This window comes from Micromonospora matsumotoense (assembly GCF_050951065.1).
Taxonomy (GTDB): Bacteria; Actinomycetota; Actinomycetes; order Mycobacteriales; family Micromonosporaceae; genus Micromonospora; species Micromonospora matsumotoensis.
This window is the reverse complement of the sequence record NZ_CP192025.1, coordinates 1,395,976-1,420,698: the sequence shown is the minus strand read 5'-3', so window position 1 is coordinate 1,420,698 and position 24,723 is coordinate 1,395,976. Positions and strand designations below refer to the sequence as shown.

Annotated in this window: 15 protein-coding genes; 10 read left to right on the top strand and 5 right to left on the bottom strand. The window is 70.3% G+C overall.

What is annotated here, in order from left to right; genetic code table 11:
• Positions 1–66: 66 nt before the first annotated feature.
• From ACQP1S_RS06525 to ACQP1S_RS06490, 8 genes are all read left to right on the top strand, one after another.
• Entirely contained in the window at positions 67–669 is a 603-nt protein-coding gene (locus ACQP1S_RS06525) for a DUF4956 domain-containing protein (RefSeq protein ID WP_432904153.1), read from the top strand.
• On the top strand, positions 666–1,505 hold the full coding sequence (locus ACQP1S_RS06520; protein ID WP_432904150.1) for a polyphosphate polymerase domain-containing protein: 840 nt from the start codon (positions 666–668) through the stop codon (positions 1,503–1,505). Before ACQP1S_RS06525 ends, ACQP1S_RS06520 begins: the two co-directional genes overlap by 4 nt.
• Positions 1,496–3,631: a CotH kinase family protein gene (locus tag ACQP1S_RS06515; RefSeq protein WP_432904147.1), complete on the top strand. Its 2,136-nt coding sequence runs from the start codon at positions 1,496–1,498 to the stop codon at positions 3,629–3,631. Before ACQP1S_RS06520 ends, ACQP1S_RS06515 begins: the two co-directional genes overlap by 10 nt.
• Before the next feature lie 447 nt (positions 3,632–4,078).
• Positions 4,079–5,377, top strand: a complete 1,299-nt coding sequence (locus tag ACQP1S_RS06510; RefSeq protein WP_432904144.1) for an MFS transporter — start codon at positions 4,079–4,081, stop codon at positions 5,375–5,377.
• The gene (locus ACQP1S_RS06505) at positions 5,374–7,191 is read left to right on the top strand and encodes a prolyl oligopeptidase family serine peptidase (protein WP_432904141.1); all 1,818 of its coding nucleotides are present in this window, start codon (positions 5,374–5,376) and stop codon (positions 7,189–7,191) included. The genes ACQP1S_RS06510 and ACQP1S_RS06505 overlap by 4 nt, the downstream gene beginning before the upstream one ends.
• A gap of 294 nt (positions 7,192–7,485) precedes the next feature.
• Positions 7,486–9,378 carry a RiPP maturation radical SAM C-methyltransferase gene (locus ACQP1S_RS06500; RefSeq protein WP_245722499.1) on the top strand — a complete coding sequence of 631 codons (1,893 nt, stop codon included), beginning with the start codon at positions 7,486–7,488 and terminating at the stop codon, positions 9,376–9,378.
• A gap of 11 nt (positions 9,379–9,389) precedes the next feature.
• A complete protein-coding gene (locus tag ACQP1S_RS06495) occupies positions 9,390–10,073 on the top strand; it encodes a DUF5825 family protein (RefSeq protein ID WP_091245425.1) in 684 nt (227 codons plus the stop codon).
• A 529-nt stretch (positions 10,074–10,602) separates the two neighbouring features.
• Positions 10,603–11,631: a glycoside hydrolase family 11 protein gene (locus ACQP1S_RS06490; RefSeq protein ID WP_432904138.1), complete on the top strand. Its 1,029-nt coding sequence runs from the start codon at positions 10,603–10,605 to the stop codon at positions 11,629–11,631.
• A gap of 84 nt (positions 11,632–11,715) precedes the next feature.
• Here ACQP1S_RS06490 and ACQP1S_RS06485 read toward each other — a convergent pair whose 3' ends face one another.
• The 5 genes from ACQP1S_RS06485 to ACQP1S_RS06465 form a co-directional block, all read right to left on the bottom strand.
• Positions 11,716–14,157, bottom strand: coding sequence for a ricin-type beta-trefoil lectin domain protein (locus tag ACQP1S_RS06485; RefSeq protein ID WP_432904135.1), 2,442 nt, complete (start codon positions 14,155–14,157; stop codon positions 11,716–11,718).
• A 422-nt stretch (positions 14,158–14,579) separates the two neighbouring features.
• Entirely contained in the window at positions 14,580–15,809 is a 1,230-nt protein-coding gene (locus ACQP1S_RS06480) for an RCC1 domain-containing protein (protein ID WP_432904132.1), read from the bottom strand.
• Between the two features lie 176 nt (positions 15,810–15,985).
• On the bottom strand, positions 15,986–17,365 hold the full coding sequence (locus tag ACQP1S_RS06475) for a ricin-type beta-trefoil lectin domain protein (protein WP_432904129.1): 1,380 nt from the start codon (positions 17,363–17,365) through the stop codon (positions 15,986–15,988).
• Between the two features lie 586 nt (positions 17,366–17,951).
• Positions 17,952–20,654: an RICIN domain-containing protein gene (locus ACQP1S_RS06470; RefSeq protein WP_432904126.1), complete on the bottom strand. Its 2,703-nt coding sequence runs from the start codon at positions 20,652–20,654 to the stop codon at positions 17,952–17,954.
• A 485-nt stretch (positions 20,655–21,139) separates the two neighbouring features.
• Positions 21,140–21,247, bottom strand: a complete 108-nt coding sequence (locus tag ACQP1S_RS06465; RefSeq protein WP_245722498.1) for a DUF6357 family protein — start codon at positions 21,245–21,247, stop codon at positions 21,140–21,142.
• A 686-nt stretch (positions 21,248–21,933) separates the two neighbouring features.
• Between ACQP1S_RS06465 and ACQP1S_RS06460 the strand changes: the two genes are divergently transcribed.
• On the top strand, positions 21,934–22,473 hold the full coding sequence (locus tag ACQP1S_RS06460; protein ID WP_432904123.1) for a hypothetical protein: 540 nt from the start codon (positions 21,934–21,936) through the stop codon (positions 22,471–22,473).
• 2 nt (positions 22,474–22,475) lie between these two features.
• Positions 22,476–24,596 carry a hypothetical protein gene (locus ACQP1S_RS06455; RefSeq protein ID WP_432904120.1) on the top strand — a complete coding sequence of 707 codons (2,121 nt, stop codon included), beginning with the start codon at positions 22,476–22,478 and terminating at the stop codon, positions 24,594–24,596.
• The last annotated feature ends 127 nt before the right edge of the window (positions 24,597–24,723 follow it).

Genomic DNA, 24,723 nt, shown 5'->3' with positions numbered 1-24,723 from the left:
CTTCTCCCCGAGCTGACGCAGGCGGTGCCGGACCCGCACGCCGACGAGCCAGGAGGAACCAGAGACATGACGCAGGTCGTCCTGTTCGCGATCGACATCTGCGCGGTGGCGCTGCTCGTGTTCGGGCTCTACTTCCCCCGACATCGACGCCGCGACCTCGTCGTCGCCTACCTCGGGGTCAACGTCGGGGTCCTCGCGGTCGCCAGCGCACTGAGCGCCAGCAACGTCGGTGCCGGAGTCGGGCTGGGGATGGCCCTGTTCGGGGTGCTGTCCATCATCCGGCTCCGCTCGACCGAACTGGACCAGCACGAGGTGGCGTACTACTTCTCGGCGCTCGCCCTGGGCCTCCTCGGCGCGCTGAGCACCAGCTCGGTCTGGCTCAACGGCGGCCTGATGGCGCTCATCGTCGCGGTGATGTTCCTCGGGGACCACCGCCGCGTGTTCCGGCACTACCGGCACCAGATCCTGGTGCTCGACTCGGCCGTCACCGACCACGCCGCACTCGTCGCCCACCTGGAACAACTGCTCCACGCCCGGGTGCACGTCGCCACCTCCCAGCGGGTCGACCTGGTCAACGAGACCACCGTGGTCGACGTGCGCTACTCGGTGGCCTGCCGTACCCCGGCGTCCACCCCCGGTTCGCCGGTGCCGGCGGGAGCACGTCGATGACCCCGCCGCCGTTCGCGTCGGCGTTGGCCGACCTGCCCCCCGTCGAGCTCGCCGAGCTGATCGACCGGGCCGCGCTGCAGAGCCGGGTGGACCGCAAGTACCTCGTCGCGCTGGACGACCTGCCGGGCCTGCTCGACCGGGTCGCCCCGTACGCCCGGGTGCTGGACATCGACGGCACGCGCACCTTCCGCTACGAGTCGGTGTACTTCGACACCCCGTGCCTGGCCAGTTACCACTGCGCGGCGCACCGGCGACGGCGACGCTTCAAGGTGCGTACCCGCACCTATCTCGACTCGGCGCAGTGCTGGCTGGAAGTCAAGCTCAGCGGAGCCCGGGGGCTGGTCACCAAGCACCGGCTGCCCTACCGGACGGAGGACCGTCGTACCGTCCGGTCGGGGCAGGGCTTCGTCGACGAGGCGCTCGGCCTCGGGTCGATCCGACCCGCCCCCGCCGGTGGTCACCTCGAACCGGTGCTGGTGACCGGCTACCGGCGTACCACGCTGCTGCTGCCGGCGACCGCGAGCCGGGTCACCATCGACACCGACCTGCACTGGCAGGACGACCACCGCGCCCTGGGTCTGCCCGGGGTCGCGGTGATCGAGACCAAGACCCGGTCGGCGGCCTGCCCGGTCGACCGGCTGCTGTGGCAGCGCGGCACCCGACCCGCCCGCATCTCGAAATACGCCACCGGCCTGGCCGCCCTGCGACCGGACCTGCCGGACGTGCCGTGGCGGCGGACGCTGCGCCGCCACTTCCGCGACGCCACCGTGTCGGCAGCGCCGGCACCGGCACCCACCACCACCCCACGAGTCACCCAGGAGACATCGTGCGTCTGACCGCTCGCACGCCCACCCGTCGCACCAGCGGGATCGCGGCCGTGGCCGTGCTCCTCACCGGGCTCCTCGTGCCGCTCACGGCACCGGCGAGTGCCGGACCGTCCACCGCGACCGCCGCCCCGGCCCCCGCCCGCGCCGGAGTCACCACCGGCCTGGACACCTCCGCCGCCGACGCCGTCGCCGCCGAGGCGGCAGCGGACGACCTGGTCGGCGACATCGTCTTCTCCCGGCCGAGTGGCACCTTCCAGGGGGAGGTGACGGTGTCGCTGAGCACCGCGATCAGCGGCGCGCAGTTGCGCTACACCACCGACGGCCGGCTGCCCACCGCCCAGTCGCCGCTGTACGCGGGCACACCGCTGCGGTTCACCCGTACCACCCAGCTACGCGTGCAGGCCTTCGTCGGCCAGACCGCGTCCGGTGCGCCCGGGACCGCCATGTACGTCGCCCAGAACGTCGCCACCGCCCACGACCTGCCGGTGGTCCTGCTCGACTCGTACGGTGCCGGCAAACCCGCCCGTGAGTATCTCGACGCCACCGCCATGATCTTCGAGCCGGGTGGCGGTGGCACCACCTCGCTGGCCGCGACCCCGACGGTCGCCACCCGCGCCGGTTTCCACCTGCGCGGACAGTCGTCGGCGTCGTTCGAGAAGACGCCGTACCGCGTCGAGCTGCGGGGCAACGACAACGCCGACGCCGACTATCCGGTGCTGGGCATGCCGGCCGACGCCGACTGGGTGCTGCGCGGGCCGTTCAGCGACAAGGCGTTGATCCGGGAGGCGCTCGTCTACGATCTCGGGCGCGAGATGGGCATGCCGGCGCCGAGGTACCGGTTCGTGGAGTTCTACCTCAACACCGACGCCGCTGCGGTGGCCGCCGGTGACTACATGGGCGTCTACATGATCGTGGAGACGATCAAGAACGCCAAGAACCGGCTCGACCTCAAGCAGCTCGACGAGGACGACCTGACCCTGCCCAAGATCCAGGGCGGGTACATCTGGAGCTTCGAGTGGCTGGCCGCCGAGGAGCCGATGCTGACCTGCACCGGGCCGGCGGCGACCTGCTGGAACTATCTTGAGGTGCGGGACCCGTCACCGTTGCAGGCGCCCCAGCGGGACTGGCTGCGGGGCTACGTGCAGGAATTCCACAACGTGCTGCGGGCGGCGAACTCCGCCGACCCGGTCACCGGCTACCGGAAGTACATCGACGTCGACTCGTTCGTGGACCAGATGATCCTCAACGAACTCAGCCGGGAGATGGACTCCTACATCCGCAGCGCGTACTTCTACAAGGACCGCGACACCAAGATCTTCGCCGGCCCGCTGTGGGACTACGACCTCACCTTCGGCGTCGGCGGCTACTTCGGCAACGACCAGATCGCCGGTTGGCAGTACCAGCAGACCCGGCAGCCGGTGGCCAACGACTGGTTCCCCCAACTGGTACGCGATCCGGCCTTCGTCAACCAGCTCCGGTCCCGCTGGCAGACGCTGCGCCGGGGCCTGCTCGCCGACACCGCCCTACAGACCCGGATCAACGCCCTGGCCACACCGTTGACCAACGCCGCGCAGCGCAACTTCCAGCGTTGGCCCAACCTGACCGCGCCGATGGTCGGCCCCTTCTACACCCCGACCGCGTCGACCTGGCAGGGCCAGGTCCAGGCCATGCGGGACTGGATGCTGCGCCGGGCGGCCTGGCTGGACTCCACCGCCGGCTGGGGTGGCCCGGTCACCACTACTCCGCCGCCCCCCACCACGACCCCACCGCCGCCGACCACGACCCCGCCACCCACGACGACCCCGCCGCCGCCGACCACGACCCCGCCGCCGACCGCGCGCTGCACCGCGACGTACACGGTGACCAGCCAGTGGACCGGCGGGTTCCAGGGGGAGGTACGGGTCACCGCCGGCACCTCGGCGATCAGCAACTGGGCCGTGACCTGGACGTACGCCAGTGGCGAGCGGGTCACCCAGGCCTGGAACGCGACCCTGACCAGCCAGGGCACGACGGTCACCGCCCGTAACGTCGCCTACAACGGCGCGCTCGCCGCGGGCGCCAGCACCTCGTTCGGGTTCCTCGGCTCGTCCACCGGCACCCCCGGCATCCCGGTGCCGAGCTGCACGACGGGTTGACCGCCGGCCCGCCCGGCCACCTGGCACCGGCCGGCCTCCGCCGCCGGTGCCAGGCGGCATGACGCGCCCACCCGGGCCCCGGCATGACGGGCGGAGCCGGGACCCGGGTGGGCGGGACCGGCGGCGACTCCCGCAACAACGTCGAAAATCAGAATTTAGTGGAGATTGCCGTCTATTAAGCGGCCGGTTCCGGGCGCTGTTCGGAGGTTCGGCGCGTAGCGCGGATTACCCGACAGACGCGCACAATTCTCCCATCATCCCCACAACCGAATAACTGCCAGTAACTAGACGCATTTGAATCCTTGCTTTCCGCACACGACATTGTTAGCCTCATACGCACCCCACTCACCATTGGGGCGAAAATTGACACCCGGATCACGCGAACTCGTCCCCCACAGACCTCGCACCTAGATTTGGGAAAAACATGAGCACAATGCGGCCCACGCAATGACGGCTGCCCCCAGCCAGGATATAAAGCCGGAAAAGAGCACCCATCGGGGTCGCGATTTCCGCCGCTATTGGATAGCCGGCGCAATTGATCAGCTTGGGTCACAGGCGTCCGGGATCGTGCTTCCACTGGTCACCCTGGCCGTGACCGGTTCACCGGCGGCAGCCGGACTGGTCGGCGCCCTGGCCCTCGCCGGGCGACTCGTCGCGGCACCGGTGGCGGGGGTGCTGGCCGACCGGTTGCCGCGCAAACGCATGATGATCAGCTCGCTGCTGGTCGCCGCCGGCGCGATGACGGCGATCTTCGTCGGGCTCCTGGCCGACGTGGCGACCCTCGGACTGCTGGCCGCCGCCGCGTTCGTCGAGGGGATCGCGCAGAGCGGTTACGAGGCGGCCGGCTCCGGCGCCATCCGCCGCCTGCTGCCGGCCGACGACCAGAAGGCGCTGTCCCGGCTGGAGGCCCGCAACCACGCCGCCCGGCTCACCGGCCCGCTGCTCGGCGGCGTGCTCTACCAGCTCGCCCGCTGGCTGCCGTTCCTGGCGGACGTGCTGTCCTACCTGCTCGCGGCGGCTCTCGTCGCCACCATCCGGACCGATCTGACGCCCGAACGCGCAGAGCGCACCTCGTTCCGCACCGACCTGAAGGTCGGGCTGCGCTTCGTGTGGCGGCAGCCGTTCCTGCGGTTCGTCACGATCTGGGCGGCCGGCATCAACTTCACCTTCGGCGCCCTCGTCTACTACGCCATCCTGACCGCCGGCCGGCAGGGTGTCCCCGCGGCGTCGATCGGCCTGATCCTCACCATCGCCAGCGTGGGCGGCCTGAGCGGCGCACTGGCCGCTCCGATGATCTTCAGCCGGGTACGGCCGACAACCGTCATCGTGTTCGCCTCGTGGGCCATGGTGGGCCTCGTCGTCGCGATGTCACAGGCCCGGCAGACCTGGAGCTACGGGCTGCTGTTCGGGCTGGTCTTCCTGCTCAGCCCGCTGCTCGGGGTCATCTTCCAGTCCCGCGTGATCGCGCTGACGCCCGACGAGCTCCAGGGTCGGGTGGCGACCGTGATGGGCACCGTCGGCGAGGTGCTACAGACACCGGCGCCGCTGCTGGCCGGGATCCTGGTGGCCTGGTACAGCCCCGGCACCGTCGCCCTGGTCTTCGCCGCCGTGCTGGCGCTGCTGGCGACGTACACCACCGCCAGCCTGCGCCAACTCCGCGCCGGTGCGGGCGCGACGGCCGGGACCGACCCCGACCCGGCCGCCACCGCCGAGGCCACCGCCGACCCCGAGGAGGCCCGCAGATGAGTGGCGGTCACCGGCTCTTCTATCCGGCGCTGCCGGTCGTCGCCGAACACGCGCCGCACCGGGCCGTCTACGTCGGCGACGCCGAGGGGCGCTGCGAGATCCTGGCCTGGGACCGCTCCGCCGGCACCGCCCGGCAGGTGACCGACCGCGCGGCCGGCACGATCCGGGCGGCGATCGACCCGACGGGGACCACCATCTGGTGGTTCGACGACGATCTCGGCGGCGTCGGCACCTGGCGGACGTGCGGCTTCGACCGGCCCGACCGCTCCGTCGCGGCGCTGCCGTCGGTGCCGCCGGCCCGGCACGCCGGCATCGCCATGGCCACCGACGGCACCACCGCGATCGGGCTGTCCGACGACGGCGGGATGACCCTCTTCCTGCGCTCCGGCGACGGCCGGGTGAGCGAACGGGCCCACGTCACCGGCTACGCGTACCTGGTCGACCTCGATCCGGCCGGGCAGCTGGCGGCGATCGGCGCCGACGCCGCCACCGACGCGGCGGTCACGGTGTTCACCACCGACGGCCGCCGGGTGGCCGACATCGCCGGCCGGGCCGACAGGCGGGTGTGGGCCCTCGGTTTCGCCCCCGGGTCCGGCCCGGCGCGGCTGCTGCTGGTGATCGAGGACCGGGGCGGCTACCTCCCGGCGACCTGGACCGCGGACGACGGCCTGGTCCGGCACGACTGGTGCCGCTTCGACACCGAGATCACCGCCGGCTGGTTCCCGGACGGGCAGCGCCTCCTCGTCCGGCAGGACCGGCACGCCCGCAGCCTGCTGCACGAGGTGGACCTCGCCGGGCGGGCCCGGACGGTCGTCGACACCCCGACGGGCAGCATCCTGGACGCCGCGGTCTGGCCGGACGGTGACATCGCGTACGTGTGGACCGACTCGGTGACCCCGCCCCAACTGCGTTCCGTGCGCGGGCTGGAGCTGCCGGAGCACCCCGGCGGTCAGCCCGACGCGGGCGGGCCGGACGCCGTCACGGCACCCACGGACTACCGCCGCGAGGAGATCCGGGTGCCGGGGCCCGGTGGCCCGATCCCCGCCCTGGTCGCCGTGCCGACCGACCGGGACGGGCCGAGACCGGCCGTCTTCCTGGTCCACGGCGGACCCTTCCAGCACGCCCGCGACGCCTACGACCCGCTGGTCGAGGTCCTGGTCAGCACCGGCTGCGTGGTGGTCCGGGTCAACTACCGGGGCTCCAGCGGGTACGGCGCGGCCTGGCGCAACGACTTCTCCGCCGGGGTCGGCCTCACCCAGTTGGAGGACCTCGCCGCGGTCCGGGCCCACCTCGTCGCCGAGGGCGTCGTCGAGGACCGGCGCACCGCCCTGTGGGGCACGTCGTGGGGCGGCTACCTGACCCTGCTCGCGCTCGGCCGGCAACCGGAGCTGTGGCGGCTCGGGATCGCGATCAGTCCCGTCGCCGACTACGTCGCCGCCTTCGAGGCGGCCACCCCGGCGGTACGGGCGCTGGACGTGCTGCTGTTCGGCGGCACCCCCGGCGAGGTGCCGCAGCGCTACGCCCGGTCCTCGCCGATCACCTACGTCGACCAGGTCCGGGCCCCGGTGCTGCTGGCCGTCTCCACCGGTGACGTGCGCTGCCCGCCGGCACCGGTGGAGCACTACGCGCGGCTGCTGGCCGGTCGCCGGATTCCGCACCAGGTGGTCCGCCGGCGGGCCGGGCACGAGGACTTCGACGCGCAGAGCCACCTGGCTCTGATGCAGACCGTGCTGCTGTTCATGCAGCGGCACTTCGACGGCGTGCGGGACGAAGGCACGCCGGTCGCGCTCGCGATGGCGCGTCCGGTGGGCTGACCCCGGCACGTGACCCGGTCCCCCGATAACGGAAAGGAGGTGAACGACATGCGCAAGAACGTTGTCGAGAACGACCCGATCAACGGCAACCGCGACCAGCTTCGGGCCTCGAACGTCACGGTCACGGTCACGGTCAAGGTCAGCTTCTAGCGGCCGTACGGGGTGTGGCCACCCGCCCGGGCAGGTGGCCCCACCCCGTATCCGTCGTCCGGTCCGAACAGCTCACGAGAGAGGAGAGGTTACGTGCGGGTCATGCTGGTCAATACGCCATGGACTTCCATCGACGTCCCTTCGTTGGCGATTGGAATCCTCACCAACAGTGTCCGGCAGAAGCTGCCGGATGCCGAGGTGGAGGCCGTCCACGCGAATCTCGACTTTGTCGACTGGGTGGTCGACCGGACCGAGTTCGGATTGAGCGACTACTACTACTATTCACTCTTCACCTATTTCGCGGGCTGCGGTGACTGGGTCTTCTCCTCGGCCCTGTACGACGATCCCGAATGGCGGGTGAAGGAGTTCACCGACCGGGTCCGGACCCAGATGACCGAACGGGAACTCGCGCTCAACATCGAGCTGCACCGGTTGGCCCCGGAGTTCGTCGCCGAACTGGCCGACCGGATCGTCGCCCAGGCTCCGGACGTGGTCGGCTTCACCTCCACGTTCCAGCAGAACGCCGCCGCCCTCGCCACCGCCAGGGCGATCAAGAAGCGGGCACCCGGCATCCGTACGGTGATGGGCGGGGCCAACTGCGACGGTGAGCAGGGCGCGGCGATCCACCGCAACTTCTCGTTCGTCGACTACGTGGTCCGGGGCGAGGGCGAGACCGCGTTTCCCCGACTGCTCGCCGCGATCGACCCGGCCCGGTCGGCGGTCGGCGTCGCGGAGCCGGCGGGTGGGCTCGCCGACATCGAGGGGCTGTGCTGGGCCGGCCCGGACGGCCGTTCCGTGGCGAACCCGATGAGCACCACGCCCCTGCCGCCGGCCGAGATCGTCTCCCCGGACTACGCGGGCTACTTCGAGCGGCTGGCCGCGTCCCGGGCCCGGAACTGGGTCGAGCCCCGGCTGGTCGTCGAGGGCGCCCGGGGCTGCTGGTGGGGCGAGAAGCACCACTGCACGTTCTGCGGCCTCAACGGGTCGTTCATGCAGTTCCGCAGCAAGCATCCGGGCAAGTTCTACGACGAGATCATCGAGCTGGTCGAGCGGCACCAGGTCCTGGACATGTTCGTCGTGGACAACATCCTCGACATGAGCTACGTGACCTCGCTGCTGCCCCGGCTCACCGAATCGGACTACGACCTGCGGTTGCAGTACGAGATCAAGTCGAACATGAAGGGCCCGCAGGTGCAGGCCCTGGCCGACGCCGGCCTGGTCAGCGTGCAGCCCGGCATCGAGAGCCTCAACAGCCGGGTGCTCAAGCTGATGGACAAGGGGGTCAGCGGCTGCCTCAACGTCCGGATGCTGCGCGACGCCGAGACCAGCGGGATCACCATCGCCTGGAACTACCTGTACGGGTTCCCGGGTGAGACCGAGGCCGACTACCTCCCGGTCATCGCGCAGATGCCGGCACTGCACCACCTGTGCCCGGCCGACGGCAACACCCGCATCGCCATCGAACGGTTCAGCCCCTTCTTCGTCAACCCCGCGCTCGGCTTCACCGACCTGCGGCCGGCAGCCCAGTACCGGCTGATCTACGACCTGCCCGAGTCGGAGCTGATGGATCTGGCGTACCTGTTCGACGTCCCGCCCCAGGGCATCGGCGGCGAGACGGCCGACCGGCTGGGCCGGGCGGTCACCGAGTGGCAGCACGAGTACGCCCGCAGCCGGCTCACCCACCACGACCTCGGCGACGAAATCGTGCTGGTCAGCCGGCGCAAGCACTTCGACTGGCACATCCTGCGGCTGACCGACCCCACCGAGCTGGCCGTCTTCCGGCAGCTCGACCAGCCGCACAGCGTCGCCGCCCTGGCCCGGCGACTGTCCGTCGACGAGTCGACCCTGGTGTCGCTGTTGCAGCGCTGGCGCGAACTCGGGCTCGTCTACGAGGACGCGGGGCAGTTCATCCAGATCGCGCCGCAGGCCATGAACCAGGATCTGCTGCGCATCGACCACCTGCACCTGGAACGCGAAGCCGCCGCCACCAGGGCCGCCGCCGAAGCCGGTGAGCCGGCCGTGCTCACCGCAGTCTGAGGGGACCGCACGTGCTCACCACCGACTTCGACTCCCGGCCCATCCTGGTCGGTCTCGCCCGCGACCACGACCCGGCCGTCCTGTCGATCCCCGGGATGACCATCGGCCCGGCCGAGCTGCGCGAGCCGGCCGCCGACGCGGTCGCCCGCTGGCGTGCCGAGGGGGTCCGCCGGGTCGACCTCCCCGGAGCCGTCGACCTCACGGTCACCGGGGCCGACGAGACGGCCGTCGACACGGTCCGCCGCCTGGTGCTCGTCCGCGAGTTGACCAGCCACGGCATCGCCGTCGACTGGCGGCTGCGGCTGCCGGGTGCCGAGGCCGACGAGTGGCTCCCCTACAGCCACCTGCGGGCGCCGGTCGAGCTGCTCCCACCGCCGGGTGGTGCGGGCGACCCCGTCCCGCAACTCGCCGCCTGGGGCAAGGCGTTCTACTTCGACAAGTGCACGTATCGCCGGGGTCCCGGATTCGTGCAGGTGCGCGACCGCCGGTCCGGCCGGCTGAATCTGTTGACCATCGACGACCCGGCCTACCTCGCGGTGCTCGACCAGCTGTTGGACGGCGCCGCCATCACCGACGTCGACCTCGACATCGCCCGTGACTTCGGTGCGGAGGGCCTGGTCACGAAGATCGGCGACCTGCTGGTGTGGCTGCCACACCGGCTCCGCCGCTGGCCCCTGCCGTCGATGGTGATCTGAGCGCCCCGGATCGTCCGCCGCCCGGCCGGTCCGCCGCCCCGGTCCACGCTCCGCGACCGCCCGCCCGCCCCGCCTGGAGATCCAGGCCGGGTGGGCGGGCGGTTCGCATGCCCCTGCCCCACCCGCCGGCAGGGGATGACTGGCGCTGCCCGAAAGTTTCGGGTATACAGAGAAGGAGCACCCCTCCTGTCGGGTCAACCATCCCCTAGCGCAGGCCAACTCCTTCGACAGCGAACGCCAGCCAGTCGAAATCCCCCCGCAGACCACCACTGGCCGGGGCGATGTTTCGGGAAGATTTCCGAAACTTGTTGACAGGTGGAGCATCGACACCCTACCGTCGCCATCGACGGCATTCGATGCTGTCGACACCACCCACCGCGACCCGTCCCCCCGGTTCTGCTGGACGACCGGCCCACCACCGCGTGGTGACACCCACCGCATGGCCGGCTGCCGTACCTGGCTACGGACAGTCCACCGGGTCGTACCGCGTCGCTGGCGTCCGCCAGCTGTCACGAGGAGGAACACGTACATGCGCGACACCTCGACCCGACCGCGAAGGAGCGGTCGCCTGCGGCTGCTGCTCAGCGCCGCGTGCGCCGCGGCGCTCGCCGTCACCGGCACGTTCATCGCCTCGCCCAACGCGTACGCCGAGAACGACCGGACCCTCACCTCGAACCTCACCGGCACGCACAACGGCTACTACTTCTCGTTCTGGAAGGACAGTGGCAACGCCAGCATCACGCTGCGGGCCGACGGCCGGTACAGCAGCAGCTGGGACCGGAGCACCAACAACTGGGTCGGCGGCAAGGGCTGGGCCACCGGCACCCGCCGGACGGTCAGCTACTCGGGCACCTACAACCCCGGCAACAACAACACCTACCTCGCCCTGTACGGCTGGACGCGCAACCCGCTCATCGAGTACTACGTGGTGGAGAACTTCGGCAGCTACAACCCGAGCAGCGGCGCCACCCGGCTGGGCACGGTCACCACCGACGGCGGCACCTACGACATCCTGCGCAGCCTGCGGACCAACGCCCCGTCGATCGACGGCATCCAGACGTTCTACCAGTACTGGAGCGTCCGCCAGCAGAAGCGCAGCAGCGGCACCATCACCACCGCCAACCACTTCGACGCCTGGGCCCGCGCCGGCCTGAACCTCGGCACCAACCACGCCTACCAGATCATGGCCACCGAGGGTTACCAGAGCCAGGGCAGCTCCGACATCACCGTCCGCGAGGGTGGCGGCAACCCCACCAGCGGACCGACCGGCAACCCGACCACCCCGCCCGCCGGCGGCAACTGCACCGCGGTGCTGTCGGCCGGCGAGAAGTGGGGCGACCGGTTCAACCTGAACGTCGCGGTCAGCGGCACCAGCAACTGGGTGGTCAGCCTCGGGCTCAACGGCGGCCAGAGCATCCAGAACAGCTGGAACGCCTCGGTCAGCGGCACCACAGGCACCGTCACCGCCAGGCCGAACGGCAACGGCAACAACTTCGGCATCACGATCATGGCCAACAACAACTGGACCTGGCCGACGGTCACCTGCCGAACGGCCTGACCCCGACCGGTTCCTGAACAGCACCGCAGCGGCGGGCGGTCCCGATGGCACCGGGACCGCCCGCCGTACCGTTGTCGCCCGTGGTCAGCCGCGTACCCACTGCTGGTTGCTGCCACCGTTGCAGGTCCAGAGCTGGACGGCGGAACCGTTGGCGGTGCCCCCGCCGTTGATGTCCAGGCAGAGCCCCGAGCCCACCCCGACGATCGTGCCGTCGGCGTTGAGCCGCCACTGCTGGTTGGTGCCGCCGGTGCAGCTCCAGATCCGGGCCCGGGCGCCCGACGCGGCGCTCGGCACGTCGAGGCACTTGTTGCCGTAGACGGTGAGCTGGTTGGTCGAGGTCAGCGACCACCGCTGGTTGACGCCGCCGGTGCAGTCCCAGATCTGCACCGCCGCGCCGTCGGTCTGGCTGGCCCCGTTGACGTCCAGGCACCGGTTGGCGCCCGCTCCCCGGATCTCACCCGTCGGGGTGCCGGGGCTGCCGACGGCGGTCACCGAGAGGTTGTCGAACTGGGCGGTGACCCCCTGCCCGGTGCCGTACCCGATCTGGCCGGCGACCCAGGTGGAGTCGTTGGCCGTGCCGACGGTGGTGCCGTCGATCGCGGCGGTGAGGGTGCTCCCGTTGAGCGTCAACGCCAGGTTGTGCCACCGCCCGGTGCCCAGGGCGGAGGTGTTGCCGCTGGCCAGGGTGCGCCAGTTGCCGCTGGTGTTGTTGCTCCGGATGGACCAGGCGCCACCGTCGGTGACCCGGAAGTAGTACCCGTTCATGTTCTGCGGGCCCTGGTGGTTGTAGGTGTTGCCGCGCCCGATGAGCTGCGCGTAGCCGGACTTCTCCAGCAGCACGTCCGAGGAGACCGTGTAGTTGCGCCAGGTCAGGTCGCCCAGCAGGGTGTACGGCTCGGCCTGGCCGGAGGTCCAGTAGATCGGCGCCTGCTCCGACATCTGGCGTACGCACTGCCCGGTGCGACCCGCCGCGCACCCGGCGATCTCGAACGAGCCCTGCTGGTCCATCAGGTAGCGCGCCTCGCGGCCGGTGGCATACGAGTCGAAGTTGTCGCTGTACGGCAGCTTCAGGTTGCCCTGCGCCGGGCTGGCCGCCGTGCCCTTGCCCTGCCCGCTGGTGGTGGTGATGCTGTAGACGTAACCGGGCTGGACGGTGAGCGAGAAGCGCCCCCCGTTCGGGGTGAGGTCACCGCCCCGGACGAAGTGGTCGGCGGTGTTGTTCGACCGCACGTTCGTCGACCAGACCCGTACCGTGCCGGTGGACAGGCCGCCGGTGACGGTGAAGTCGAGGGTCTGCGCGGCGCCGGCGTCCATCGTCTCGATGACGGTGCTGTAGTCGCTGTTGTTGGTGGACTTCAGCGAGACGTAGCTGCCGTTGTTGCGGTTGCCGCCGAGATAGCCGCTCGACGCGTCCAGGTAGCGCCACCCCGGGGCGGTGAACTGGGTGGTCTGCGCCATCGCCCAGGCGTTCTTGCCGATCGAGTAGGCGCCGGACCACGGCTGCTGGGCCACCGCCACACCCGTGGTCGCCCAGGGGATGTTGGGGGTGATGGCGGCGATGGCGGGCCAGTTGATGTAGCCGGTCATCTTGCCGTCGAGGTAGCCCCGGTTGATGCCCCGGGCGAGCGCCTGCGCGCCGGCGTTGTAGTCGTCGGAGCCGTTCTCGCTGGCCCACAGGGACTTGCCGGTGGACACCGCGTTGGTGGAGCTGGGGCAGTTGGTCTGGGCGCTGCGGTAGCCGCAGACGTAGTGGCTGCCGAAGACCTGGACGGCGCTGGCGAAGGCCGGGTCCCGCAGCGAGTCGTCGGCCGCGCCCCAACCGAAGTCGTCCGAGGCGACGATCTTCACGCTGCTGTAGCCGCGGGAGTTGAGGGTCGAGCGGAGGTTCTTGTACCAGGTGGTGTTGTAGCCCTTCTCGTTCCACCCGCCGAGGTAGTTGATGGTCAACCCGTGGGTCCCAGCGCAGTCCAGCCAGGCCACCAGGTAGTCGATCGAGTCGGTGGACCAGAAGTTGCCGTTGCCGATCCAGCCGGGTGCTCCCCAGGCCAGACCCGCCAGGGCGATGTTGGGGTTGCGGGTACGGGCCTGCTCCATCAGCCACCACTCGTAGCCCCGGTTGCAGTTGATGCTGCCCCGGGTGTGTTCGTGGCTGGGCTCCGCGCCGGAGGTGGAGTTGGTGTCGCCGCCGATCTCCACCTTCATCAGCTGCATGGCCGCGCCGTAGCCCGGCTTGAACAGGTAGTCCAGGATGTCGCTGCGCTGCGGCTCCGGATAGTCGATCAGCAGCCTGCTGTTGCCACCGCCGCCGCTGACCGCGCCGATCCCGTCCAGCGCCCGGCCACCGGACCCGCCGTTGATCGTGATGGCGGTCGCCGCCTGGGCCGGTGCGGCGAACCCGGTCAGCACCGCCGCCGCCGTCACCACCACTCCCAGCACCGATGCGGTCAACCGACGCGGACGCCACGCGCTGCGCCACGGTCGGCGGCGTGGGCCGCCGCCGCGCCGATGACTCTGTGCACTGAACATCTGACTCGCCTCCCCAGCCGGTCTCCGACCTCGAAGCGGTACGGCACACGTCGGACTGTCGCACCCGCGCAGGATGGAATTCGGCGACTATCAATGATAAGACGTCGTATGTTAGGCACCGCAGCGCTCGCCGGTCAACGCCCCCGTTCGGAGGGATTTATCCCGCCCTTTCTCTGATCAATCGCTGCGGGAATCCCAAATAGATCAGATGAATGGTTGCCGGAGCACGGCCTCAGGACCGTCACGGAAGCGACCGGTCGACGCCCTCGACGCCGGCGGGCGATCCGCGCGGGCCCGGCCCGCTGGGTGGCGGGACGCGGGGCGACGGACGGGCAACGACGCACGCCGCCGACCCGGCCGCCACCGGATCGGCGGCGGCGCGGGTCGGCGGCGCGGCATCAGCGCCTGCGGACCGGTCAGCCCTACAGGACCAGTTGCGCCGGGGTCGAGCGGTGGGTGGTGGTGCCGTCACCCAACTGCCCGGACATGTTGTTGCCCCAGCACCACAGGCCACCGTCGGTGCGTACGCCACAGCTGTGGTAGCTGACGGCCAGGTTCTGCGTCCAGGTGGTCGCGGTGCCGACCCGGACCGGAGCGGACCGGTGGGTGGTGGTGCCGTCACCCAACTGGCCGAACCCGTTGTTGCCCCAGCACCACAGGCCACCATCGGTGCGCAGCGCGCACGACGAGTCGACGCTTGCCTCGACCCTGGTCCAGGTGGTGGCGGTGCCGACCTGGATCGGGCTGGTCTGGACGCCGGTGCCGCCGCCCACCTGGCCGTACCCGTTCTCGCCCCAGCACCACAGGGTGCCGTCGGTACGGACCGCACAGGTGTGCGCGTGCCCGGCCGTCACGCCGGCCCACGTGGTCGCGGTACCCACCTGCGCCGGGGTCGCCCGGTAACCCAGGATGCCGACGCCCAGCTGCCCGTCCGTGCTGTCGCCCCAGCACCACAGCGTGCCGTTGGTCTGGACGGCGCAGCTGTGCGCGTAACCGGTGGTGACGCTCGCCCAGGTGGTCGCCGTACCCACCTGCACCGGGCTGGTCGCCCGGGAGGGGGAGGTGCCGACGCCCAGCTGCGCGTTGCGGTTCAGGCCCCAGCACCACAGCGTGCCGGCGGTCTGGACGGCGCAGGTGTGGTTGGCGCCGGCACTGACGCCGGCCCAGGTGGTGGCGGTGCCGACCTGCACCGGGGTGCTCCGGCTCGTGGTGGTCCCGTCACCGAGCTGCCCGCTGTAGTTGCCACCCCAGCACCACAGCGTGCCGTCCGCGCGGATCGCGCAGTTGTGGCTGGTGCCCGCGTCGACCCGCGACCAGGTGGTGCCGGTGCCGACCTGCACCGGGCTGGTCCGGTTGGTGGTGGTCCCGTCACCGAGCTTGCCACCGTAGTTGTCACCCCAGCACCAGAGCGTCCCGTCGGTACGGATCGCACAGGTGTGCAGGTCGCCCGCGGTGACCTGGGCGACCGGCGCGGCGGCGAACGCCACGTTCGACGTGCCCCGATCCGCGACGCCGACGCCCGCGACGGCCGCACCCGCCGAGAAGCCCACGGCGAGGGCGGCGACCCCGAGGGACACCGCCGTCGCGGTGACGGCACTGCGGGCCGCCCGCCGCCATCGGGCCCACAGGCGACTGTTCTGCTGTTCGTTCATGTTCTGTTCTCCCCAGACAAACGTCGTTTTCTGCACGGTGGAGGCGGCATCGCCCCGGCGGGTCTCCATCGACCCACCGCGTACAGCAGTGACCCTATGCATTGAATGCAATCAATGCGAGATCCTGCCGGGGCGATGCCTGACCTACCGCTGTCCTCCGCTGACGTCCGTCGGGCTCAGCTCCGGCTCCACCGCTGTCCGGCGGCGCCGTTGCAGTCCCAGATCTGGGTACGCGTGCCGTTGGCCGTACCGTTGCTGACCACGTCCAGGCACCGGCCCGAGCCGACCGCGGTGATCGTGCCGTCGGCGTTGAGCCGCCACCGCTGGTTGGCCTGGCCGTTGCAGTCCCAGATGATCACCGAGCTGCCGTTGGCGGTGGCGCCGCCGTTGACGTCCAGGCACTTGCCGCCGAAGACCCGCAGCTCCTGAGCGGCCGTCGAGGTCCAGCTCTGGTTGGTCTGCCCGTGGCAGTCCCAGATGATCGCCGCCGCGCCGTTGGTCTGCGTGCCGCCGTTGACGTCCAGACACCGGCCGGAGGACGTGTGCCGGACCGCGCCCGTGCCGGACGGCGGCGGGGTCGTCGGGTTGCCGGTCGGCGTAACCGTCGGCGAGACCGTCGGGGTCGGCGTCGGGTTGGTGCTGCCGAACTGGGTGAAGAACCGCCACACCTCGCCCTTGGTCCAGGTCCGCACGCCGCTGTCACCGCCACCGTCGACCGGGCCGGGGGTGTGACCGCCGTCGAACGCGGCCCACACCACCGGGTAGCCGGAGCGGCAGCCGGAGTAGGTGGTGGTGATGTGGGTCAGGCTGCCGGCCCGGGGCTCGGGCGGGCTCTGCGCCGTACACCCGTTGTTGCGCACGAAGGTGTCGCGCAGCGAGCGTCCGGCGGAGACGTTGAGCACCGGGTCCCCGATGCCGTGGATCCCCATGTACGCGATCGGCTGGCCACCGCCGCTGCAGCCGCTGAGCTGCCCGCCGGAGTAGACCGCGACGGCGCGGAAGACGTTCGCCCGGGAGCAGGCCAGCGAGTAGCTCATGCCCCCGCCGTAGCTGAAGCCCAGGGCGAACAGCTGGGTCGTGTCGACGCACAGGTCGTTCTCGATCAGCCGGACCATGTCGTCGACGAAGGTGACGTCCCGGCCGCTGGGGTTGGCCCAGCCGTTGCCGTTGCCCTGTGGGGCCACGAAGATGGTGCTGTTGTTCGCCTGCTGGCGCAGGCCGTAGTAGGACCAGGCGGCCCCGTCCGACCCACCCCCGTCGACGTCGTTGGCGGTGCCGCCGTTCCAGTGGAAGCCGAAGATCAACCGGTACTGGTGGTTCCGGTCGTAGTTGTCGGGGATCCGGAGGATGAAGCTGCGGTTCTGGCCGCTGCTCTGGATGGACCGCTGGCCGCTGGTCAACGTGGGTGCCTTGCCGCACCCGGCGGTGGCCGCGGCCGCGGCGACGTCGGCCGCCGCCGCGGTGGTCAGGCCACCGGCGAGGGCCGTCGCGCCCACGGTCACGACGAGGGCCGCCGCCGCCGCGAGGGAACCAAGGATGGGTCTGCGCCTAGTCATGATGGGGCTCCTGCCACTCGGCATGGACTGCTTCAGGTACGTAGTCGACGGCGATCCCGACGTGTCACGCCCGACCGCTCCCGCTGACCGCACCCGCCAAGGACGGAACACCGGGAGACACTCGATGCGCTCACCACGCCGGCTGGCTCATCGCCGCAGCTGCCAGCCACTGGTTCCGCTGCCCAGGCAGGACCGACTGGTCGTCGAATCGATCGGTGGTCCACATCGCGCTCGCCCGAACGCCACCCGGTCGACCGCCGGTGCCGGAGCGCCGGGCTCGACGTCGAATCGATTCGGCAAGACCCTAGGTCGGAAAGTGAAATATGTCAATGCTGTGTCCTGCGGGTTGCGACCGGGATACACCGGCCCGACGACACGGGACCGCAGGCCACGGCACGTCGCCGACGGGCGGTGGCAGCCTCCCCGCGGCGCACGTACCAGGGCGACACCCCATATCGCGCGACCGGCCGGGGCGGCCGAGCCGGCCGGGGACGATCGACGCGTGGTGGCTGCGCCGGGGCGGGCAGCACGACCCTCCCGATGAAGCCGCCCCGGGACCGGACAACGCCGGCCCCGGGGACGCCGGTCAGTTGCGCAGGCTCCACTGCTGGTTGGTGCCGCCGTTGCAGGACCAGAGGATGATCTTCGTGCCGTTGGCGGTGGCCGCGCCGTTGGCATCGACGCAGAGCCCGGACTGGACGTTGGTCAGGGTGCCGTTGGCGTTGAGGTTCCACTGCTGGTTGGTGCCGCCGTGGCAGTCCCAGATGATGACCGTGGTGCCGTTGGTCGTACCCGCGCCGTTGGCGTCGAGGCACTTGTTGCCGGACCCGGTCAACTGCTTACCTGCGGTGTAGGTCCACTGCTGGCCGGTGCCGCCCGTGCAGTCCCACAGCTGCACCTGGGTGCCGTTGGTGGTGCTGGCGTTGGGCACCTCGACGCAGCGGCCGGACTGGGCACCCACGAGCCGGCCACCCTGCGGGCCGGGGCCGGTGCCGCCCTGCTGCCGGACGATCGAGGCCGACTCGGCGGACCGGTTGCCCTGCGCGTCGAGGACGAAGAGCCGGTACTCGCCCTGGGTCGACGGCACCGCGATGGACGTGGCGGTGCCCGCGGCCCTGGTCATCGTCGGGCCTGCGGTGAAGGTGGTTGTGCCGGCCGGGGCCAGCCAGACCGTCCTGGTCGCGTCACCGGTGCTGCGGATCGGGATCGACGCCGTCGCGCTGGTGACGAAGGTGCTGGCCGGCAGGACGTAGTTCGGCTGGGAGAGGTTGCCCGCCGGGATGATGTCCCGGAACGCGTCCTCCAGGCCCGAGTTCGCGGCGATGGCGTACGCCGGCGCCGGCCAGACATAGTCGGAGGAGACCAGAATGTCGCTGACCGTGCTGTTGGGCAGGTTCTTGTTGGAGACCTTGTTGATCGGGCCGTAGATCTGCGTGATGCTCAGGTCGTGCTTGCGCCCGAAGTCGTCGGAGTTGATCATCCAGGTGATGTTCTTGTCCACGCTCAGCACGTTGTCGCGGAACGTCATGTACGCCGAGCCCTCGTCCGGGTGCAGGCCGTACTTGTGACCGGACGGCACGCCCTGGAGATAGTTGTTGGTGATAGTCGTCCCCGGCTGGGCGCCCAGCGTGTAGATGGGTGCCGTGTCACTGAGCCGCTGCACGGTGTCGATGATGTGGTTGTAGCTGATGGTGTTGTTGCGGGCCGTCGTGGTGGGCCGGTTCGGCGCGATCGAGCCCGACGAACCGTCGAAGTTCCACCAGCCCCAACCGAGCGTGATGCCCGACCACGGTGACTTCTCGATCCGGTTGCGCTGCACGGTCAGGGTGTCCACGAAGTACGCCGAGATGGGGCTGTGCCCGTTGAACAGCACCGCGCTGTCGTAGAGGTAGTTGTTCTTGATGTCGATGTTCTTGGGCAGCCCCTCGACCTGCGGCAACCACTTCTCCCGGTTGGTCGACGTGCCGTCGCCGATGTAGACGTGCTGGGGGTGGCCGACGGTGAGCGCGGAACCGGCGACGTCGTTGGTGAAGTTCCCGATCAACTGGCTGTTCTGCACGTCGTTGACCATGTTGATGCCGTTGATGCCGGTGTGCTGGACCCGGTTGCGCTCCAGGCGGATCCCGTCGGCATTGTCCACCTGAACGATGCCGGGAGTGACGTCGATGTTGCGGTAGTAGTAATCGTGGAAGTTCCGCTTCGCGTACGCGGTCGCACTGACGTTCCCCTGCTGCGCCTGCTTGAAGGAGGAGCCGGCGACGTTGACCAGGTTCCAGTCGGAGTGCTGGACGGTGAGACCGGAGAACGTGATGTTGCGCGCGTGGCTGCTGGTAGACGTACCCGCGACCCGCAGCAGGGTGGTCACGTTGTTCGGCGCGAAGACCGACGCGGTGGACATGTTCTCGGCGCTGCTCTTGTAGTAGTAGAGCGTCTTGCTGCCCTTGTCGAAATAGAACTCACCCGGCGCGTCCAGGAACTCGTAGGCGTTCATCACCTTGTGACTGCCGCCCACCTGCGCGTTGCCGTTGAACGAGCCCTGGGCGATGGCGGCACCCGGCTGCTGGAACAGCGCCACCCGGTTCGCGCCGTCGGAACTGGTGGTCACCTGGCGTACCCCCACGATGGCGGTGGTCCAGGTGGTCGCCGTCTCGATCTCGATGTCGTCGGCGTTGCGGGCGACGGCGGGAAAGTCGTTCAGGTTGTACTTGGCGCCGTCGCACTGCGACCCCGACTCCCAGGCCCACGCCGCCTGCCCGGCCGTGATGTTGTACGTCCCGTAGCAGCCCGCCGACCCGATGGTCTTCGACGCCATGAACGCCCGCTTGTCGTTGACATAGAGCGCCCGCAGTTTGTTGGCGCGATCCAGCGGCGCCTTCCAGATGTTCCCGCTGTGCTGGGTCCACCCGGTCACCGGCACACCACCGTCGAGCACCGGCGTCTCGCTGGGATAGGCGGAGTACAAGACCCGGTATCCGTTACTGCCGGAGTCGCCCGCGCCGAACTCGACCGTGCTGGTCACCGGATATCTGCCACCACGGAGATAGACCTGGATGTCACCGGTCATGTTCACGTTAACAGTACGCACGGCGTCGCGCGCGCGTTGCAGCGTCTTGAACGGTGACTGGAGGGTGCCGGGATTGGTATCGCTGCCGTCCGGCGCGACATAGTAGGTCGCCTGCACCGCGGCCGACGCCGGCAGTTGATTCGCGAGCACTGCCGGGAGTGCGGCGGCGACGAGCAACGCGCCGGCCAGCAACGACCTTCGGGCGGTGGAGAGGGCTGATTTCACGTACCGTTCCTTTCGCATGCCACCGACAGACATGTCCGCTGGACAGTCGTCCTGGGGGTGCGACAGTGAACCCGCCATGCGAACACGGGCCGCCGCGCCGGGAGGCAGGGGTGCTCCGGGCGGGTCGGCCGTTGGCGGGTTCCTGGGGAGATGCCGTGACCGGCGGCGGCAAGGTCCACGTTCGAGCGACAAGCATCAACCGGCGACAGTTCCCTGCCACCGGGAACTCCCGCCGCCCGCTCACCCGCTCTTGCCTGTGGTCACGGAATTCTGCCCCGAAGCGTATGCGTCAGACCCAAGGGACGCAACCACCAATTGTCAACCACCTATGCGTAATCGTGACCGCAATGATCAGTCGCGAGGCCGGGCGGTGGGTCGGCACGCCAGCGGTGGCCCACCTGGCAGCCGGGTCGCGTCCGCGTCAGGTCCGCCGGCCGGGCCCGGCGTCGCGGCCCGACCGACGCGGGGGTGGACGTCCCCGGGACCTACCGGTCGTCGCGCCGACGACGCGCCCGCTCGAACTCGGCGACATCCGACGTCCACGGGCCGTGCTGTTCGAGTGCGGCGCAGCCGCCACGGACGAAGGCGCTCACCAGGGTCCGGTACGCAACTCGACAGCACTAGCGAGTCGAGCAACACGTGCCCGTGCTCGTCGACCGTCAGCGCGACGACGGCGCTCTCCCCCGCCGGCCTTTCGTCGTAGCTGTCCGGGTCCGGTTCGAACACCCGGGACAGCACCTCGAACAGTTCGTCGAGACGGTGGATGCCCAGATACACGACGTGTCGCCAGGTCTGGTTCGGGCGCAGCTTCCACCGCGAGAGCTCGTGACCCGCCTCCCACGGCAACGGCTGTCCCGGCTGAACCGCGAAGACCAACCGGTCCCGGCTGACCCGCTCGACGCTCTGCGGACTGAACATCTCCACGGTTCGCCAGAACCTGACAACCTCTGCCTGTGCGGCCTGCGCGCTCCGTCGCAACACCACTCCGATCGTCGATCAGATCGTGCCCGGGCGGAGGATCGTATCGTTCGCAGAACGCCGACGGGCACCCGACGGGGCTCCCGGACGGGGCTCCCGGACGGGGCTCCCGGACGGGGCCCGGCTCTTGGTCGACCACTGTCCTTGTCGGTGCCGCCCTCGTCCTGTGTCGACAGTTCTCCTCCGTGCCCATCGTGACCGGGCCCCGCACGATGAAAGCCTCATTGTTAGGGGATTCGCTTTCGCACCGGGATGGTAGAAACGAACCGACCGACCGGTGTGCCCAGCGGAGGGTGAATGGGTGTCTGACATCGCGGACCCGAGCCGGCATCTCGTCCTCACCATGGACGTGGAGCGGTACAGCGGGCGGGACAACGTGCTCCACTGGCGTGTCCAGCAGGCCCTGCCGAGGATCATGCAGCGGGCCCGGGAGAAGCTGGGCCTGATCGGCGTCCACGAGGGCCTGGTCCACCTCGACGGCGACAACGGCTTTCCCGGCGAGGCCGTCGTCACGGCCTGCCGGCTGGTCGACTCTCCGCAGCTCAAGGCCGCCCTGCGACGGTTCCCCGACGCGCAGGTCGCACTGATCGTGTCGGACCGGCTCTACCAGGATGTCGGCCGGCACTACGGTGACCCGCGGCCGGCGCACTTCCTGCGGGTGACCGCCGGCCTGCCGGAGAAGAGCGCAGAACAGCCTCTCCCCGCCACCGCCCCGGTCCAGCCATCCGCCGGTGGTCAGACCTTCCGACACATCACGGCGCACGGGCCGGCGGCGTTCGGCAACGGCAACGTGATCACCACGTACGGTTCCGCCGGCGGCGCGACCCCGCACCGGCCCTGACGATGGCGCAGGACCATCCCCGCACCGACCAGGTGGCACCGTCACCCGAACCGGGCACCGGCATCCACCAGGCCAGCTACTCCGGGATCACCACCCACGGGCCGGCCGCCTTCGGTAACCACAACATCGTCAACCAGGTCAGCTACCGGAGCGCCCCGCCCACGCACGCCGACGACGTGCTGGTGTCGAAGGCCCTGGAGGCTCTGGCGGGACAGGTGGAGACCGAGCGGCGGCGGGACGAGGAGCGCAGCCAGGTGCTGCGACGCCCGCTGCCCGTCCGCTGGGCGGTGACCGCCGCCGGCTCGGCGATGGCCGACGTCGACCGGTCGTCGATCGGGGTCGCCGACGACCGGCTCCCGGCTGGCGGGTTGGACGACCTCGCCGGTCTGCTCGCCCGGCGGCTACCGCACCGACGGCTGGTGATCCTGGGTACGGCCGGTGCGGGTAAGACCGTGCTGGCCACCCGACTCGTGCGTGGTCTGCTCCGGGAGCGCCTGCCCGGCCAGCCGGTCCCGGTGCTGCTGCCCGCCGACACCTGGCACCCGGGCGAGCAGCACCTGCGGGAGTGGATGGCGCAGCGGCTGACCCAGGACCATCCCCACCTGGGGACACCGGCCCCGGGCCGCTCGCGCACCCGTCGGACGATGGCCACCCATCTGATCGAGAGCCTGCTGGTGCTGCCGGTCCTTGACGGGTTGGACATGATCGGCGACGGGCTGCTCGGCACAGCGCTCAGCGAGCTGAACAGCCTCGGCACCGGCGAGCCGCTTGTGGTGACCAGCCGCATCGAGCCGTACGAGGGCGCGGTCCGGATCGCCGGCTGCGGGCTGTCCGGGGCTGCGGTGGTGGAGGTGCTGCCCCTCAGGTTGACCGAGGCCCGGAACTACCTCGCCCCCGCAGGCGAAACCGGGCGGTGGAACCGGGCCTTCGCCGAGTTGACGAACGACCCGGACGCCCCGCTCGCCCAAGCCCTGCGGACGCCACTGATGGCCTGGCTGGCCCGCACCATCTACACGACAGCGACACCCACGACCGTCACCGCCGACCCGGCCACCACCGTCGCCGATCCGCAGGAACTGGGCGACCGGGCCCGTTTTCCGGACCAGAACGCCATCGCCGACCATCTCATCGACGGTCTGCTGCCGGCGGTCTATCCGGCCGAGCCGACCCCGACCAACCGCCGGGACTCCGACGAACGGTGGCACCGTCAGGATGTGGAACGGGCGCTGATCTTCCTGGCCCGGCACCTGTGCCGGAACGACACCCACGAGATCGCCTGGTGGCGACTCGACCGCGCGGTCCGGCACCAACGAACCCTGTGGACCCCGCTGCTCATCGCGCTCTACGGACTGTTCTTCGGGCTCGGGCACAGCCTGACCGCCGGCCTGGCGATGGGGACGGTCCTGGGCCTGATCGGGGCGAGCCGGCGGGCCCGCACCAAGCTGGGCTGGGTCGCCAGCGAGACCCCGTACCGCACGAAGATGAGCTTCCGCCGGCTCCGGGCCACCCTCTGGTACGTCCTCGTCTCCACCACGAAGCTGGCCGTGCCGCTGCTGGCGGGGCTGGTCCTGCTGTCCGTGCCGGAACCTGGTCCGCTGGTCATCACGGCGGGCGTGCTCCTGCTGGTGACGACAGCCGTTCTACTCGTCCGGCAGACCTGGCGGCGCAGAGAACGCGACCTGACCCGGGAACTCGTGGTGCCTGCCGATCCGTCCCGCGCCGTCAGTCCGACCTCGACGTTGCGCGGCGACCGGGCGGCGGCACTGATGGTCGTGCCGCCGGCGATCCTGCTCGGCGCAACGCCGGCGATCCTGTTCGGCACCGTTCGCCCGATGCTGGCCGCGACCGCGTTCGTCATCGGCTGGATCGGCGCTGGCGCCTGGGCCAGGTGCACGGTCGCCCGGGCCGTCCTCGCGGCCCGGGGGCACCTACCGTGGCGGACCATGGCCTTCCTCGACGACGCGGTAGACCGGGGCGTGCTGCGGCGGGTCGGTGCCACGTACCAGTTCCGGCACCCCCGGCTCCGCGACCGGCTGGCCGAGCATCCCGGTAACCGCTCCGCCTGGTGCGAAGCCAGCAGTCGAAGACGCCCGCCGGACGGCGCGCCAGGTGCACCGCTGTAGGCCTCAGTCCGTGTGGCACGGAACGGTCCAACGGCTCCCGAGCACCCACCGAGACACCGAGCCAGGGACTGTAGAACACGAACGGCCCTGTCTGGGACTGTGAAACGAACGGCCCTGTCTCAGATTC

Bases quoted from the DNA above. Each gene is read 5' to 3' on its own strand.
- ACQP1S_RS06520 (WP_432904150.1), top strand. From the start codon at position 666: ATGACCCCGCCGCCGTTCGCGTCGGCGTTGGCCGACCTGCCCCCCGTC.
- ACQP1S_RS06525 (WP_432904153.1), top strand. From the start codon at position 67: ATGACGCAGGTCGTCCTGTTCGCGATCGACATCTGCGCGGTGGCGCTG.
- ACQP1S_RS06455 (WP_432904120.1), top strand. From the start codon at position 22,476: ATGGCGCAGGACCATCCCCGCACCGACCAGGTGGCACCGTCACCCGAA.
- ACQP1S_RS06510 (WP_432904144.1), top strand. From the start codon at position 4,079: ATGACGGCTGCCCCCAGCCAGGATATAAAGCCGGAAAAGAGCACCCAT.
- ACQP1S_RS06480 (WP_432904132.1), bottom strand. From the start codon at position 15,809: ATGAACGAACAGCAGAACAGTCGCCTGTGGGCCCGATGGCGGCGGGCG.
- ACQP1S_RS06475 (WP_432904129.1), bottom strand. From the start codon at position 17,365: ATGACTAGGCGCAGACCCATCCTTGGTTCCCTCGCGGCGGCGGCGGCC.
- ACQP1S_RS06485 (WP_432904135.1), bottom strand. From the start codon at position 14,157: ATGTTCAGTGCACAGAGTCATCGGCGCGGCGGCGGCCCACGCCGCCGA.
- ACQP1S_RS06505 (WP_432904141.1), top strand. From the start codon at position 5,374: ATGAGTGGCGGTCACCGGCTCTTCTATCCGGCGCTGCCGGTCGTCGCC.
- ACQP1S_RS06490 (WP_432904138.1), top strand. From the start codon at position 10,603: ATGCGCGACACCTCGACCCGACCGCGAAGGAGCGGTCGCCTGCGGCTG.